This is a genomic window from Halorubrum sodomense (genome assembly GCF_900111935.1).
Lineage (GTDB): Archaea > Halobacteriota > Halobacteria > Halobacteriales > Haloferacaceae > Halorubrum > Halorubrum sodomense.
This window is the reverse complement of sequence record NZ_FOYN01000001.1, coordinates 633,592-649,251: the sequence shown is the minus strand read 5'-3', so window position 1 is coordinate 649,251 and position 15,660 is coordinate 633,592. Positions and strand designations below refer to the sequence as shown.

Annotated in this window: 13 protein-coding genes; 6 read left to right on the top strand and 7 right to left on the bottom strand. The window is 72.6% G+C overall.

All coding sequences use genetic code 11. The annotated features are described in order from the left end of the window. Window positions 1-20 precede the first annotated feature (20 nt). From BM286_RS03330 to mutS, 3 genes are all read right to left on the bottom strand, one after another. Window positions 21-539 carry a hypothetical protein gene (locus tag BM286_RS03330; RefSeq protein ID WP_092920164.1) on the bottom strand — a complete coding sequence of 173 codons (519 nt, stop codon included), beginning with the start codon at window positions 537-539 and terminating at the stop codon, window positions 21-23. A gap of 104 nt (window positions 540-643) precedes the next feature. Next, the gene (mutL, locus tag BM286_RS03325; protein ID WP_092920163.1) at window positions 644-2,461 is read right to left on the bottom strand and encodes a DNA mismatch repair endonuclease MutL; all 1,818 of its coding nucleotides are present in this window, start codon (window positions 2,459-2,461) and stop codon (window positions 644-646) included. Beyond that, window positions 2,451-5,408 (bottom strand): DNA mismatch repair protein MutS, encoded by a 2,958-nt coding sequence (gene mutS, locus BM286_RS03320; RefSeq protein ID WP_092920162.1) that lies wholly within the window; start codon window positions 5,406-5,408, stop codon window positions 2,451-2,453. Before mutS ends, mutL begins: the two co-directional genes overlap by 11 nt. Window positions 5,409-5,520: 112 nt before the next feature. Here mutS and BM286_RS03315 point away from each other — a divergent pair, with 112 nt between their 5' ends. Then, entirely contained in the window at window positions 5,521-6,081 is a 561-nt protein-coding gene (locus tag BM286_RS03315) for a DnaJ domain-containing protein (protein ID WP_092920161.1), read from the top strand. Window positions 6,082-6,151: 70 nt separating this feature from the next. Here BM286_RS03315 and mobA read toward each other — a convergent pair whose 3' ends face one another. Beyond that, the gene (mobA, locus tag BM286_RS03310) at window positions 6,152-6,832 is read right to left on the bottom strand and encodes a molybdenum cofactor guanylyltransferase (RefSeq protein WP_092920485.1); all 681 of its coding nucleotides are present in this window, start codon (window positions 6,830-6,832) and stop codon (window positions 6,152-6,154) included. A 212-nt stretch (window positions 6,833-7,044) separates the two neighbouring features. On the opposite strand from mobA, the gene pdxS reads away from it, so the two are divergent. Together pdxS and BM286_RS15735 are read left to right on the top strand one after the other, a co-directional pair. Continuing rightward, entirely contained in the window at window positions 7,045-7,953 is a 909-nt protein-coding gene (gene pdxS / locus BM286_RS03305; RefSeq protein WP_092920160.1) for a pyridoxal 5'-phosphate synthase lyase subunit PdxS, read from the top strand. Between the two features lie 520 nt (window positions 7,954-8,473). Next, entirely contained in the window at window positions 8,474-8,908 is a 435-nt protein-coding gene (locus BM286_RS15735; RefSeq protein ID WP_174548983.1) for a hypothetical protein, read from the top strand. Window positions 8,909-9,407: 499 nt separating this feature from the next. On the opposite strand, the gene BM286_RS03295 is transcribed toward BM286_RS15735, so the two are convergent. The 3 genes from BM286_RS03295 to BM286_RS03285 form a co-directional block, all read right to left on the bottom strand. Then, window positions 9,408-10,580, bottom strand: a complete 1,173-nt coding sequence (locus BM286_RS03295; protein WP_092920159.1) for an ABC transporter permease — start codon at window positions 10,578-10,580, stop codon at window positions 9,408-9,410. A gap of 30 nt (window positions 10,581-10,610) precedes the next feature. Beyond that, window positions 10,611-11,432, bottom strand: coding sequence for an ABC transporter ATP-binding protein (locus BM286_RS03290; RefSeq protein ID WP_092920484.1), 822 nt, complete (start codon window positions 11,430-11,432; stop codon window positions 10,611-10,613). A 98-nt stretch (window positions 11,433-11,530) separates the two neighbouring features. Next, window positions 11,531-12,979 (bottom strand): CARDB domain-containing protein, encoded by a 1,449-nt coding sequence (locus BM286_RS03285; RefSeq protein WP_174548982.1) that lies wholly within the window; start codon window positions 12,977-12,979, stop codon window positions 11,531-11,533. Window positions 12,980-13,213: 234 nt separating this feature from the next. Here BM286_RS03285 and psmA point away from each other — a divergent pair, with 234 nt between their 5' ends. The 3 genes from psmA to BM286_RS03270 all read left to right on the top strand — a co-directional run bounded on the left by psmA (window position 13,214) and on the right by BM286_RS03270 (window position 15,643). Next, window positions 13,214-13,999 carry an archaeal proteasome endopeptidase complex subunit alpha gene (gene psmA / locus BM286_RS03280; RefSeq protein ID WP_174548981.1) on the top strand — a complete coding sequence of 262 codons (786 nt, stop codon included), beginning with the start codon at window positions 13,214-13,216 and terminating at the stop codon, window positions 13,997-13,999. Window positions 14,000-14,128: 129 nt separating this feature from the next. Further along, window positions 14,129-14,527 carry a helix-turn-helix domain-containing protein gene (locus tag BM286_RS03275; protein WP_092920157.1) on the top strand — a complete coding sequence of 133 codons (399 nt, stop codon included), beginning with the start codon at window positions 14,129-14,131 and terminating at the stop codon, window positions 14,525-14,527. A gap of 177 nt (window positions 14,528-14,704) precedes the next feature. Next, window positions 14,705-15,643: an acetamidase/formamidase family protein gene (locus BM286_RS03270; RefSeq protein WP_092920156.1), complete on the top strand. Its 939-nt coding sequence runs from the start codon at window positions 14,705-14,707 to the stop codon at window positions 15,641-15,643. The last annotated feature ends 17 nt before the right edge of the window (window positions 15,644-15,660 follow it).

Here is a 15,660-nt window from a genome sequence, read left to right as displayed (position 1 = left end):
GCTCCGGCGCTCCGCCTCGCTCAGCGGTCCGACGGGCCGGTGTAGCCGCTCGGAAGCTCCGTCCCGCGGCCGGTGAACAGTCGCTCGAACCGCTCGATTCGCTCTAACACGTAGCTCAGGGCGGCCGTGAGCGAGTCCGCGCCGATGGACAACAGGTGGCGCGCGCCCTTCGTGCGGTCGGCGTGATAGAAGCTGATCTCCCCCTCCGGCTCGGTGTTCCGCTCCGGCATCACCACGAGGTCCTGTCTGCTGGGGTCGTGCCGGAAGACGAGCACGTCCGTGAGCGAGTCCGCGCCGTAGGTGACCACGTCGTGGCGGACGCTCCACTTCGCCGGCGTCTCCTCGGCGAGCGCGTCCGTGTCGACGACGTTCCGCATCGTCGTCGCCGTCGAGACGCGTTCCAGGCCGGATCCGCGGCGCTCCCGAAGCCACGCGAGGATCCGCTCGACGACGTCGCGGAGGCCGTCGGGGCCGGAGAACCGGCCGGCCGACCGCTCTCGCGGCAGCGACCCCCGCGTCACGTCGGTCCGCTCTCCCATGTGAGAACCCGCGGCCGCGTCGTGTTAATAGGTACCGGTCGGGGCCCGTACCCGTCTCGACGTGGAGCGCACCGGTACCCGGCTCGCCGGTCCCGACCCGCGACTCACCGGTCCCGACCGAACCCGGCCGCGAACGTCGCCTCGTCGACGGAGAGAACGGTCGGCCGGCCGTGCGGGCAGGCGAAGGGCCGGTCGCACTCGCCGAGGCGGTCGAGCAGGTCTCGCCGGTCGCCGTCGTCGAGTTCGGAGAAGTCGCCGCGCTTCAGCGACGGGTGACACGCGAGCTCCGCGAGCAGGTCGTCGCGCGCGTCCCGCGGCGCGCCGCGGTCACCGTCCGACCCCGAAAGGGCCGCGAGCGCGTCGCGGAAGGCGTCGGCGTCCGCGGTCCGACCGAACGGCGCGGGGACGGTCCGAAGCCGACGCGTGCCGCCGCCGAACGCCTCGGTCTCGAAGCCGAGCGCGGCGAGGTCCTCGGCGTGCGCCCTCGCGGCCGCGGCCTCGTCGGCCGACAGCGAGACGGTCGCGGGCGGGTCGAGCGGCGCGGTCGGCACCGCCTCGCCGTCGAACGCCCGGGCGAGCCGCTCGTAGTTCACGCGCTCGTGGGCGGCGTGCCCGTCGATCACGAGGAGTTCGTCGCCGGCCTCGACGAGGACGTAGAGGTCGCGGAAGACGCCGACCGGCTCGGCGTCCGCGAACGCGCCGGTCCGCGAGCCGTCGTCGGCGCCGACCGGGCCAAGGGCGGATTCGAGGTCGGTGGCGACGTCCGCCGAGCGTCGGAGGTCCGCGCCGGTGAGCGCGTCCGTGACGACCGACGCGACCGCCTCGGCGACCGCGTCCGCGCCGCGGAGGCCCACCTCACGCTTGGCGGGGTGGACGTTCGGGTCGACGCGGTCGGGCGACAGCGACACGTCGACCGCCGCCACCGGCTCCCGGCCGTCGGCGAGGAGGCGACCGTACCCCTCGCGGACCGCGGCCGCGAGCCGGCCGTTCCGGACCGGCCGACCGTTCACGGAGACGCGGACGTGATCGCGGGTGGCCCGAGTGATCGACGGATACGCCAGTATCCCCGAGACGCCCACGTTGACCGCGTTCGGGTCCACGCTGGCCGACTCCGGTTCGGCGTCGACGCTCGCGTCGACCGTCGTCGACCGGCTCGCGGTGTCGCGGTCGTACACGCCGAGGAGGGCGTCCGTGCGGTCGGTTCCGGGCGTCGACAGCGTGGTCGACCCGTCGTGGTCGAGCGCGAACGCGACCGAGGGGTTCGCCAGCGCGTAGTCGGCGACGAGCGAGGAGACCCGGGCGAACTCCGCGCTCGCGCCCGCGAGCGACTCACGGCGGGCCGGCCTGGTCGCGAACAGGTCCTCGACGACGACCGTCGTCCCGCGAGCGCGACCCGCGGGCTCGACGGTGACGTCCCGCTCGCCGTCCGACCCCTCGGAGCGACTCCCGACCGCCGCGGTCCCGTCGACGACGACCCGCGTGCCGACGCCGTCGCCCGGGCTGGTCACGAGTTCGAGCCGGGCCGCCTCGGCGACGGCGGCGAGCGCCTCGCCGCGGAAGCCGAGCGAGTCGACCCCGACGGGGTCGCCGTCGGGCGCCAGCTTGCTCGTCGCGTGGCGCTCGACGGCGCGGGCCGCGTCCGCGCGGCTCATCCCTCGCCCGTCGTCAGCGACCCGGATCCGGTCGGTGCCGTCGCCGTCGACGGCGACCTCGACCCGGGAGGCGCCCGCGTCGAGCGCGTTCTCGACCAGTTCCCCGACGACCCGGGCCGGCCGAGTAACGACTTCGCCGGCCGCGATCCGGTCGACCGTCTCCCGATCGAGCCGGCGAACGCGTCCCTCGTCCTCGGCCGAGTCGCCCCGGGCTTCGGCGGCGTCCTCGGCGCCGGACGCGCCGCGACCGCGGTTCCGCTCACCAGTCATCGTCGACCCTCGACTGGAGGTCGTGGAGCGCGTTCAGCGCCTCGATCGGCGTCATCCGCGCGAGGTCGAGGTCCCGAAGCTCCGCGGCGAGGCCGGAGGGCGCGTCGGCCGCGGCTCCCTCGTCCGCGTCGTTCGTCGAACCGACGCGAGACTCTCGGGCCGCCGAGGGGTCGACCGGTTCGGTTCCGTCCGCTTCCGGCCCCTCCGGCGTCTCCTCCGCGAGGAACTCGCGCAGCGACGCGTCGGCGTCGGGGGGATCGTCGTCCGGATCCCCCTCGCCGGTCGCGTCCGCGTCGCCCGTCGCGCCCGCGTCGCCGGGCGTGTCCGCGTCTTCGATCCGCTCCGCCTCGCGACCCCGCTCCGCCTCGCGACCCCGCTCCGCCTCCTCCGCGGCGACGAGGTCGCGAGCGCGGTCGACCACGGGACCGGGAACGCCGGCGAGCTCCGCGACCTCGACGCCGTACGACGACGAGGAGGCGCCGGGGACGACCCGGTGGAGGAAGGTCACGTCGCCGTCCTCGCGCGTCGCGGTGAAGTGGAGGTTGAAGACGCGCTCGCGCTCGTCGGCCAGGTCCGTGAGCCCGTGGTAGTGGGTCGCGAAGAGGGCGGTCGCCCCGAGCTCGTCGTGGAGGAACTCGGCGGCGGCGCGGGCGATGGCGCGCCCGTCGGTGGTGGCGGTCCCCCTCCCGACCTCGTCGAGGAGGACGAGCGAGTCCGCGTCGGCGTCGTGGAGGATCTCCGTCAGCTCGCTCATCTCGCGCATGAACGTCGACTGCCCGCCGGCGATGTCGTCGGAGGCGCCGACCCGGGTGAACAGCCGGTCGAAGACGGGGAGCGAGGCGGCCTGCGCGGGGACGAACGAGCCCGTCTGCGCGAGCACGACGATGAGGGCGACCGACCGCATGTACGTCGACTTCCCGCTCATGTTCGGCCCCGTGATCACGGCGACCGAGCCGCGCGGGAGGTCGGCGTCGTTCGGGACGAAGGAGTCCTCGGTGCGCTCGACGACCGGGTGCCTGCCGCCCTCGATCTCGACGCCTGCGGCGGGGTCGCTGGCGGCGTCGGGGGCGTCACCGACGGCCGCGTCCGAGCCCTCGCGCAGTTCGGGCCGGACGTAGTCGCGCTCGACGGCGACCGCGGCGATCGAGGTCAGCGCGTCGAGCTCGGCCAGCGCGTCGGCGAGGTCCTGGATCCGCTCGGTCTCGGCCGCGACGCGGTCGCGGACATCGACGAACAGCTCGTACTCTAGGGCGTCCGCGCGCTCGGCGGCGCCGACGATCTCCTCCTCGCGCTCCTTCAGCTCCGGGGTGACGTAGCGCTCGCTGTGCTTCAGCGTCTGCCGGCGTCGGTAGTCGTCGGGGACGCGGTCGAGGTTCGCGTCGGTCACCTCGATGTAGTAGCCGTGGACCTGGTTGTGACCGACCGACAGCGAGTCGATCCCGGTGCGCTCGCGCTCGCTCGCCTCCAACTCCGCGACCCACTCGCGGCCGTCGCGCTCGGTGGCGCGCAGGTCGTCGAGATCGCCGTCGAACCCCTCGCGGATCACGCCGCCCTCGGTGATCTCCTGGGGCGGGTCGGTCGCGATCGCGCCGTCGATCAGCTCGCGGACCTCGGTCAGCTCGTCGAGCCGGTCGCGGAGGTCGCGGAGGTGATCGGTTCGAGGGAGCGCGGGGTCGCCCTCATCGGCGGCGTCCGTCGCGTCGGCTCCGTCGCCGTCCACCCCTTCCGTCTCCGCGAGCGTCGCCTTCAGCTCTGGCACGACGGCGAGCGTCCGGTGGAGCGAGCGGAGGTCCCGGGCGTCCGCCCGTCCCCGCGAGACGCGGCTCACCAGCCGTTCGAGGTCGTAGGCGGTCGCGAGCGCGTCGGCGACTCCCTCGCGGGCGAGGCTCCGGTCCGCGAGCTCGCCGACCGCGTCGTGGCGGCTCCGGATCGCGTCGGCGTCGACGAGCGGACGGCGGAGCCAGCGCTCCAAGCAGCGGCGGCCGAGCGCGCAGTTCGTCTCGTCGAGCGCGTCGAACAGCGTGTCGCTCGCGCCCAGCCCGCGGTTCTCGAAGAGCTCCAGGCTGCGCTGGGCCGCCGCGTCGAGCCGGAGCCGGTCGCGGGGGTCGTACCGTCGGATCCGGGTCACGTAGGGGAGCGGCCCGTCGTCGCCCTGCGTGTACTCGGCGTACGCGAGCACGGCACCGGCCGCCCGCAGCTCCGCGTCGGCGTCGAACCGCCGGTCCGGTGCCGGGAGGTACGGCTCCAACCGCTCGGCCGCCGTCCGGCGGTCGAAGGCGCCCGCGTCGTAGTCGTGGGTCGTCCAGCCGCGCTCCGCGTCGCTCGGTTCGAACGCGGGAGCGTCCGGGCCGGCGATGAGCTCCGCCGGCGCGATCCGGTCGAGCTCGCCCGCGACCGCGTCCGCGTCGCCCGACGTGACGAGACATTCGCCGGTCGAGACGTCGACGGCGGCGAGGCCGACGTTGGTCGCGGGATCGGACTCCTCAACGCCCCGGTCGGCCGCGACCGCCGCCACGTAGTTCGTCGTCCCCGGTTCGAGGAGGTCGTCCTCGACGACGGTGCCCGGCGTGATCACCTCGGTGACGGCGCGGTCGACGAGGCCGGATGCCTGCTCGGCGTCCTCGACCTGGTCGCCGAGCGCGACGCGGTAGCCCGCGTCGAGCAGCGATTCGAGGTAGGGGGCCGCGTTGTCGATGGGGATCCCGGCCATCGGGTAGTCGCCGGTCGAGTCGGACCGCTCCGTCAGCGTCACCTCGCAGACGCGGGCCACGGTCTCGGCCGCCTCGCAGAACGCCTCGTAGAAGTCGCCGACCTGGAATAGCACCAAGGCGTCCTCGTGGGCGGCACAGAGGTCGGCGTACTGCGAGAGCATCGGCGTGAGCTCCTCGCGGACGGTCGCGATCCCGGGCGGCAGCCCGGTCACCGTCTCTCGGTCCGCCGGTTCCATACCCCGTACCCGGGCGGCCGCGGGCATAAACGGTGCGGAGGCGTCGGCGGAGAGCAGAACGAGCTCGTGGGGGCGTCGAGAGCCTTACGGTCCTTCGCCCCCGAGTACGGCCGTGACGAACCGAACGATCGTCGTGGGGCTCGCCGGGACGTTCGTCGGCATGACGGCGCTCCTCGTGATCGGCGGGATCGTCCTCCACCCGATCGCGTTGGCGCTCGCGGTGCCGTTTGGCGCCGTCTCCTACTTCCTCTGGTACCACGCCAGCGGGCGCCTCCACGACCGGGCGCGACGGTCGGCCGAGCAGGCGGGGCCGACGGAGCGCGAGCGCGCCAGACAGCGCGCCCGCACCGAGGCCAACCGGGAACGCGCGTACCGCGCCGCCGGCGACGGCGGTCGGAGCGCGAGCGGGCGACGCGGCGGTGCCCGCGGGGCCGGAGGGCGGTTCGGCTCCGGCGCGTCCGGAACGGGCGACCCCCGCGACAGGGCGCCCGCCGCCGACCGGATGACCGAGCGCGAGGCGTACGAGACGCTCGGGCTCGACCGCACGGCGGACGGCGAGGCGGTCCGGCGGCGCTACCGAGAGCGCGCGAAGCGGCTCCACCCGGACGGCGAGGACGGCGACGAGGAGGCGTTCAAGCGACTCAACGAGGCGTACGAGGTCCTCAAGGAATAGCGCGGAGCCGTACGAGGTCCTGAAAAAGTAGCGCGGAGGCGTACGAGGTTCCGAGAGGCGAGGCGACGGCTCACTCCGCGTCGACCGCGGCGGCGATCGCCCGCTCGGCGTCGTCCCGCTCTTCCCGCGTGTTGACGTTCGTGAAGGTGCGCTCGGTCGTCAGCGACCGGATAGCCTCGTCGCCGACGACGACCTCGTCGACTCGGTCCACGAGCGCGAGCACCTTCCGCTCGCCGCGGTTGAGCGCGCGGTCGCAGGCGGCCGCGGCGGGGCCAGTCGCGTACGCTGCCTGCGTCGTCTGGTACCAGCGGTCCTCCAGCCGCGGGACCGCGGCCTCGGCGTCGGCGGCCGCCTCGCGGAGGTGGTCGAGGAAGCCCGGGTCGACGAACGGCATGTCGCAGGCGACGACGACCGCGTACGGGTCGGTCGCGGCCCGGCAGGCGTTCCGGATCCCGGCCAGCGGCCCGAGGTCGGGCTCGTCGTCGAGCGCCCAGCGGACGGGGAGCGGGAACCCGGCCAGCGCCTCGGCGATCGCCTCGCGCTGATCGGGGCGACAGTTGACGACGAGCTCGTCGACGACCGGGTCGCCGCCGGCCGCGCGGTCGGCGCCGGGCGGGACCGGGTCGTCCGCTCCGGCGAGCCGGTCCGCGACCCGGCGGATCATCGGCACGCCGGCGAGCTCGGCGACCGCCTTGTCGGCGTCGCCGAAGCGCGTCGAGCGCCCGCCGGCGAGGATGGCTCCGGTGGTCACGGACGGGCTTTGAACGGGGAGGGACTTCGCGGTTGCGGTGGCGAGGCACGCGGCGATCGATCGGGCACCGTGCGCGGCGAGCCGTCCGGCCCGGCCCGCCGTGATCGGACGGGTCCCACGCGCGGTGATTGGACGGGCCGCGAACGCGCGTTTCGGCCGGTCCATCCGCCCGAAAGCGACCCGTTAAGTGGCCGGCGACCCAACCTGTATCCATGCCAGAGGCAACGGATCTGGAGGAGCTGAAGCGGGGGACCGAGCTGGTCAAGCGCGGCTTCGCGCGGATGCAGAAGGGCGGCGTGATCATGGACGTCGTCAACCGCGAACAGGCCCGCATCGCGGAGGACGCCGGCGCGGTCGCGGTGATGGTCCTCGAACACGTCCCGGCGGACATCCGAAAGCGCGGCGGCGTCGCGCGGATGCCCGACCCCGAGCGCGTCCCGGAGATCATCGACGAGGTGTCGATCCCGGTGATGGGCAAATCGCGGATCGGCCACCGCAAGGAGGCGGAGATCCTGGAGTCGCTCGGCGTCGACATGATCGACGAGTCCGAGGTGCTGACGCCCGCCGACGACGAGTACCACACCGACAAGCGCGACTTCACCTCCCCGTTCGTCTGCGGCGCGCGCAACCTCCCAGAGGCGCTCCGCCGGGTCCGCGAAGGCGCGGCGATGATCCGGACGAAGGGCGAGGCCGGCACCGGCGACGTGAACCAGGCGGTCAAACACCAGCGCACCATCAAAAACCAGATCCGCACGCTCAGCGGCCTCAACTACGAGGAGCGCGAGAAGTGGGCCCGAGAACACGGCGCCCCGCGCGACCTCGTCCACGAGACGGCCGAGGCCGGCCGGCTCCCGGTCGTCAACTTCGCGGCCGGCGGCATCGCGACGCCCGCGGACGCCGCCCTGATGATGTACCACGGCTGCGACGGCATCTTCGTCGGATCCGGCATCTTCGGCGCGGAGGACCCCGAGGCGATGGGCACCGCCATCGTCGAGGCCGTCAACAACTGGGACGACCCCGACGAGCTCGCCCGGATCGCGAGCGGCACCGGGAAGGGGATGAAGGGCCAGTCCAACGAGGACATGAAGGAGGAAGAGAAGCTCCAGGGCCGCGGCGTTTAGAGAGGCGTCTTCGGCAGGGCGGCGATTTTTTTCAATTAAAACTGCGGTGGCGCGTGCCGACGAGCAGCCATCAGGCTGCGAGTCGCACGCGCGGGGGACGCCGCGAGCGACCGGAGGGAGCGAGCGGCAGCGAGGCGCGACGCGCCTCTGGCAGCCGGCGGCGTCGCCGCCGGCGACGAGGCTGGGGAGGTGTGAGGTGCGGTTGCTGTGCGGCGCGGGGCGGGACTCAAAGGGGCAGCCGGGAGGGCGGCGCAGGCGTTCACGAGAGCGAAGCTCTCGTGAGCCAATCAGAACGCGAAGCGTTCTGATGACGACGTAAGCACCGCAGGAGCGAGTGAAACGAGCGACGAGGAGCGTGGTTCGAGAGAGCTTCGCTCTCTCGTCACCACGAGACGCCCTCGGCGTCTCGAACGACAGCGAGCGTGCGCCGCCCTCCCGGCTGGGGCTTCGGAAGTGTTCGCCGTCGATCCAGAGTCAACTGTTTATAAGCGGGCGGCTGCGCCTATCGAGATTCGTTTGTATGCGTCGAAAGTCGACCGATAGCCATCCCAACCGCGTACCCGGCGAGCCCGGCGACGACCGCGAACTACAGCCCGAGTCTGACGCCGAGTTCGATTCCGCCGAGCAGCTCCCCACGCGCGGATTGGTACCCGTATCCCAGCATTCGCGGATACGTGTACCGGCCCGCGCCCGTCCAGTTACCCGTGATATAACCGACGAGCGGAGGAACGCGAACCACCAGCAGTCGACGAGCCACAGCGAGCCGACGGTCGGGACGACGCCCGCACTCGCGATCCCCCGCCGCGACGGCGATCCCGAGCGCCAGCGCGATCTACCACAGGGAGATTCCGGTGTTCAGCCCGAACGCGAATCCGAGAGAGGCGAGCAGGAGGAGGCCGACGACTCCCAGCGCGAGCAGTCCTCTCGCCGGGGCGTCGCCGATGAGATGCGGTGACGTGCGGGCGTCTCGGAGGGCCGTGGTCGTCGGTCGTCCCGCCGCACGCAGAAGTCGATCTGGGGCCATGATCAGTCGAGTCTCGACGGGGAACGCTTCCAAAGCCCCAGTCGCTCGGCTGTACGCGATAACTACCTCTGCGGTGACCAGCTCCAAAGCCCCAGTCGCGAGGACTCGATGGGCTCGCTGCGGTCCTCGTCGCTCGCTTCGCTCGCTCCTGCGGTCCTTGCGTCGCCCGTCTTCGTCCTCGCGACTGCCCCTTTGAGCCCCGCCCCGCCCCTCACCGCACCGCCCCGCACAGCACCGCACGCCTCCCCGGCCTCGTCGCCGGACTACGTCCGGCTGCAAGCGAGAGCTTCGCTCTCGCCCTGTCAGTCGCCCTCGCTCCGCTTCGGGCGACTGACTCCCTCGCGGTCGGCTCGCGCCCCGCGGGCGCTCGCCGGCGCGCCGTTCGGTTGACGAGTCGAGCGAAGGCGTGGATCTCTCGGTCGGTCTCGGCTCAATTCCGCAGCGCCTCGACCGGCCGCTCGTTGGCCGCCTTCCACGCCGGGTACGCGCCGCTGACGATCCCGACGCCGACGCCGAAGCCGAGCGCGAGCAGGAGGTAGTACCCGTTCGTCGGGTCGAGCACGAGCGCGGCGTCGACCGCGGGCGTCGCGGCGACGAGGCCGGCGACGAGCAGGACCGTGAGCAGGGTGCCGGCCGCGGCGCCGGCCGCACCGATGAGCCCGGCCTCCGCGAGCAGGACGCGCAACACGTCGCGGCGCGCGACCCCCACGGCGCGCATCACGCCGATCTCCTGCCGGCGCTCGACGGTGCTCATCAGCATGACGTTGAGGATCGAGACGCCCGCGACGACCAGCGAGATGGCGCCCAGGCCGAGCAGGAACGTCGAGAGGAGGTCGAAGAACTCGTTGATCTCGTCGACGAGGGCGGCCAACTCGAACAGGTCCACCCGCTTTTCGCGGGCGTTCACCGCCTCGCGGATCGCGTCCGCGGCCGCCCGAGCCTCGGCGCCCGAGTCGGCGACGACGAGCGCCTGCGCGTAGCCGTCGGCCGAGAACGCCGACTCCGGCAGGAAGACCGCGTCGTCGGGCGCCACCGGACTGAACGTCTGGCTCTCGACCAACACCGCGATCACCCGCACCTGCGAGCCCGCGATCTCGACGGTGTCGCCCGCGCCGGCGCCGAGGTCCTCGGCGATGCCCGCGCCGAGGATCGCGCCCTGTCGGTGCCGTTCCGGGAGCCGACCCTCGGCGGCCTCGTACGCGAGCGCGGGCTCCTCGATCCCGTACACCGTCGCGAACGTCTGATCGCCCTGCCGCGCGACCGTGGCGCTGTCGGAGTACAGCGGGATCACCGCGGGCTCGCCGACCGCCCGTCGGATCGACGCGACGTCCGCGTCCGACAGCGACTCGACGCCGGCGTCCGTGTTCGGGGAGACGACGACCTGCGTGCCGATGTCGCCGATGGCGTCGTCGGCGCCAAGCGCCAGGACGTTCCCGAAAATGCCGAGCGCCGCGACCGCGAGCACGCCGATACAGACGCCCAACACCGCCAGCACGGTCCGCATCCGATTTCGCCGGAGGTTCCGCGACGCCATCGACACCGCGGGGCGCCACCCCCGGAGCCAACCGGAGAGACCGTTCGCGTTCCGACTCCCGTCGGTCATGGCTCACCGCCGCTCATCGGTTCTCACCGCTCATCTGCCACCCCAGTCGGTCCGGTTACTCGCGGGGTCCGCCTCGTCGTCGGCTTCCGCCCCGTCGTCGGCTTCCGCCCCGTCGCCGGCTTCCGCCCTGTCGCCGGCTTCCGTCTCGTCGTCGACCCCCGATCCCCCGTCGTCCGGAAGCCCGCCCGTCAACACCCCGTCGGTGAGGTCGACGACGCGGTCGGCGTACTCCTCGACGAGCGGGTCGTGCGTGACCGCGACGACGGCGACGCCCTCGGCCTTGACGCGCTCGAACTCCGCGAGGATCGACTTCCCCGTGTCGGTGTCGAGGTTCCCCGTCGGCTCGTCCGCGAGCAGCACGGCGGGTTCGTTGATCAGCGCACGGGCGATGGCGACGCGCTGCTTTTGACCGCCGGAGAGCTCGCTCGGCTCGTGGCCGAGCCGGTCGCCCAGCCCGAACCGGGAGAGCAGGTCGGCGGCTCGGTCGCTCGCGTCGCCGGGGTCGAACGCGGTCGGCATCGCGACGTTCTCGACGGCGGTCAGCGTCGGCAGCAGGTGGAAGTCCTGAAAGACGAAGCCGATCGACTCCTTGCGCGCCAGCGTGCGCTCGGCCACCGAGAGGCTCGTGACGTCGGTGCCGTCGAGGAGTCGCCGTCCCGCGGTCGGGTCGTCGAGCAGCCCGAGGACGTTCAACAGCGTCGACTTCCCGGAGCCGCTGGGGCCGACGACCGCGACGAACTCGCCGGGCCTGACCGCGAAGTCGACGTCGTCGAGCGCGACGACCGGTTCGCCGCCCCCGCTCGGGTACCGCTTGACCACGCCCCGGAGCGCGACGCCGTAGTCGTCGCGCACGGGGGCGTCGCGGGCGGCACGATCGTTCGGGGGAACGTCGACACGATCGTTCGGGGAAGCGTCGGCGTCGCTCGTCCGTCCGTCCGCGGAGTCCCCGCTCACGGCGCCGACCCGTCTCGTCGTCCCGTCGAGCCGCCGATACGTCCGCTCCTGACCGCGGCGCCGACAGCGCCGGCGAGACCGACGAGCGCGAGACCGCCCGCGACGGCGCCCGCGGATCCCACGCCGCCGACGCCGATCCGGCCGAGCGCGCCGCCGGTATCGGTCTCGTCGGCCGGCTCCGGCGCCGCTACCGGCAGGGTCTCCGTGTACCGGACGCCGCGCTCGGTGTAGGTGACGCGGATCGGGATCTCCTCGGCCACCGAGGCGTTCACCGTCGGTTCGAGCTCGAAGCCGACGAAGTCGCCGGCGCCGAGCGTCCCGACGAAGTACTCGCCGCCGGCTGGAGTCGGCTCGACGCCGGGCGCGTCGCCGACCGAGACGACCGCCCCCGTCATCTCCCCGCTGCCCGCGTTACCGAGGTTGGCGTCGACGACGACCGCGCCGTCCTCCCCATCGCGGACCGTCGCGTCGGTCACGGTCGGCGTCGCCTCGCGGACCGGGTACGTCACCGTCGACACCGCGGTGCGGTCGGCCCCGCGGTCGTCGCGCGCGTCGGTGTCGGCGCGGAAGGTCGCGGTGACCGTCACTTCCGAGCGCCGGTCGAGCGGCCCGAGGTCGACGATCACCTGCCGCTCCTCGCCGGGCGCCACGTCCTCAACGACGAACGGGCCGGCGGAGACGGTCTCGTCACCCTCGCCTCCGGCGCCGGCGTCGCCCGGGGTGCCGGTTCCGCCGCCGTCGACCGCGGTCCCGACGGCGCGGAGGCTGACGCGATCGGCGGTCGTCGTGCCCGTGTTGACCACGGTCACCTCGACGGGCGAGTCGGGGACCGGCGGCGACGCCTCGCCCTGCCGCCCGTCGGTGCTCGCGTCGAGGCCGCCGCCACCGCCGAAGATGCCCTGGATGCCGCCGACGCCGAGGTCGGCGGCCGCGCCCTGGCTCCCGTCGTCGCTCCGGAGGTCCTCGGGGTCGAGCGCGCGGGTCCGGAGGTCGAGCGCCACCTCGATCGGCCGCACCTCGATCACGGTGTCGCGGGTGACGGTGACGAACTCGCCGCTGGTCGACTGGTTCGCGACGGCCTCGACGGTGAGCCGCTTCTCACCCGGCTCCGCGAACGTCGTCCAGAGCGTCGCGTCGAGCGAGTCGCCGGCGGAGAGGGCGCCGACGCCCGAGACGCTGTCGAGCACGTCTCCGTCGGCGTCGCGGACGCGCACCGCGGTGACGTTCGCCGCCGCGTCGCTTCCCCCGGAGTTCGAGACGGTGACGTTCAGCGCCGTCCGCTCGCCGGCGGTCGGAGGGTTCGGGGACACGCCGATCTCCCCGACGGTGATCCGCGCGTCCGGTACCGCCGCCGCCCCGCCGACCGCGAACGCCCCGCCGACGGCCGACAGGATCGTCAGCGCGGCCAACAGCGCGGCTGTGGTTCGTGTGAGCGTCAATGTCATGCGCGTTACGCGACGTGCGTGGATATATCCGTCGCCGGCGGAACCGGGGGCCGCGTCGCCGCTTAGCGACGGACGCGAGGTGATTCTCCGGAAGGACCGTTCCGGCGACCGGCGGGCCGCCGGACCCGGGGTTGCGGAGGCTCCGAGACGTACCGGTTACGGATGCTTTTTCAACGCCGCGGCGTAAGGAGCGGTAATGAGCGAGCGCGACACCGCGCGAGCGGGTGATCGACGATGATGGGGAACAACGACCAGCAGGCGTACGACCGCGGCACGTCGCTGTTCTCGCCGGACGGTCGAATCTACCAGGTGGAGTACGCCCGGGAGGCGGTCTCTCGCGGCGCGCCGAGCGTCGGCGTCCGGACGACCGACGGCGTCGTCTTCGTCGCGATGTCCCGCCCCTCCTCGTCGCTGATGGAGGCCGAGAGCATCGAGAAGCTCCACAAGCTCGACGACCACGTCGGCACCGCGAGCGCGGGCCACGTCGCCGACGCCCGCCAGCTGATCGACCTCGCACGCCGCCAGTCGCAGGGGAACCGCCTCCGATACGGCGAGCCCGTCGGCGTCGAGACGCTGACGAAGTTCGTCACCGACCACATCCAGGAGAACACTCAGCGCGGCGGTACCCGGCCGTACGGCGCCGCCCTCCTCATCGGCGGCATCGACGACGGCGAGCCGCGCCTGTTCGCCGCCGACCCCTCGGGCACCCCCAACGAGTGGAAGGCGACCGTCATCGGCGGCGGCCGCCAGGAGATCCAAGGCCACCTCGAGGAGGAGTGGAGCGACGACCTCTCGCTCGAGGCCGGCATCGAACTCGCCGTCGCGGCGCTGGCCGCCCACGACGACGAGTTCGAGCCCTCGGACCTCGCGGTCGCGACCGTGACGGAGGCCGACGGCTTCCGGACGGTCCCGGTCGAGGAGGTCGAGGCCGCGTTCGAGGCGGCGGGTCTCGACGCCGACGACGACGAAGCGGACGCCGACGACGCTGACGCCGACGACGCTGACGCCGACGAGGAGTAGCGACCCCGTTTCGGCCCGGCTTCCGTCGACGGCGTCGCGGTCGACGACCGTCCGCCCGGCCGAATCCGTGGAATTGTGCTTTTTACACACAACACTTTTATCGACGGAGAGCCTCTTTTCTCGCGTAAAATGCCCGATTCGATGTCCGAACAGCTCCAGCGGGACATGGAGTGCGAGGGGTTACTCGAGTGTTTCCACGGCCTGAAGCAGTTGGACAAGGACTGCTACCGGACGCTGGTCTCGGCGGAGGAGTCGCTCACGATAGACGAGGTCGCCGAGCGCGTCGACCGCGAGCGCTCGACCGCCTACCGCGCGGTCCAACGGCTCCTGAAGGCCGGCTTCATCCAGAAAGAGCAGATCAACTACGAGCAGGGCGGGTACTATCACGTGTACAGTCCGACGGACCCGTCGCAGATCGCCGACGACATGCAGCGCATGCTCAACGACTGGTACGCGAAGATGGGCCGGCTCATCGGAGAGTTCGAGGAGAAGTACGACCGCCCCGAGCGCGCCGCCCCCGAGAGCTGATCCGAAACGCGAGCCGACACCGTCGCCACTCGACGAGCGCGACACGGACGAGCCGAGATCGGATCTCGTCGGCGTTCGATTCGTATTGTGCCGAGTTCCCAATCGGGCGACTCTGCGATCGCTTCCGCGAGGACCCGCCGCGGGGATTTTTGCTCTCGGGGCGCGGAGCGGGAGCCGATGACACGAGAAGTCGTCTCACATCGCGACGGCCACGTGTACGAGTTCGGTCCGGAGATGGATCCCGTCTACGAGGCCGCCGACGGCGAGTCGCTGACGATCGAGACGGTCGATAGCCTGAACGGCGAGATTCGAGAGGAAGGCGACCTGCTCGACGCGATCCCGGAAGAGGTAAACGCCGCCACCGGTCCGATCGCCGTCGCGGGCGCGAGCCCCGGCGACGTCCTCGCGGTGGAGATCGAGGACGTGCGCGTCGCCGAAGACCGCGGCCGCGTGCTCACCGCGCCCGGGTTCGGCCTCCTTCAGGACGACCCCGATATCGACCACCCCGCGACGCGGATCACCGAGGTCGAGGGCGGCGGAGCCGACGGCAGCGGCGGCGACGCGGCGGGCACGATCGACTTCGAGGGGATCGACGTCCCGATCGAGCCCGTGATCGGGACGATCGGCGTGGCAACGGACGGGGAGACGGTCTCGACGCTTACGCCCGACGACCACGGGGGAAACCTCGACACGACCGACGTGACCGGCGGGACGACCGTCTACTTCCCGGTCTTTCAGTCGGGCGCGATGCTGGCGATGGGCGACGCGAAGGCCGCGATGGCCGACGGCGAGATGTGCGGGACCGGCGCCGAGATAGCCACCGAGATCGACGTGACGCTCTCGGTGATCGAGGATCCGGCCGTCTCGCCGGACCGGCCCCTCCTCGACACCGGCGACGCGGTGAAGACGCTCGCGAGCGCCGAGACGATGGAGGAGGCGGTCGAGCTGGCGAACGGCGACATGCTGGACCTACTGACGCACCACCACGGCTTCTCGCGCACCGAGGCGTACCTCTTTTCGAGCCTCGTCGGCGGCCTGGAGATCAGCCAGGTGGTCGACCCGCAGGTGACCGCGCGCAACGCGGTGCCGAGCGACCACCTCTCGCTACCGTTCTGACCGGCGAGGCCGGGAGA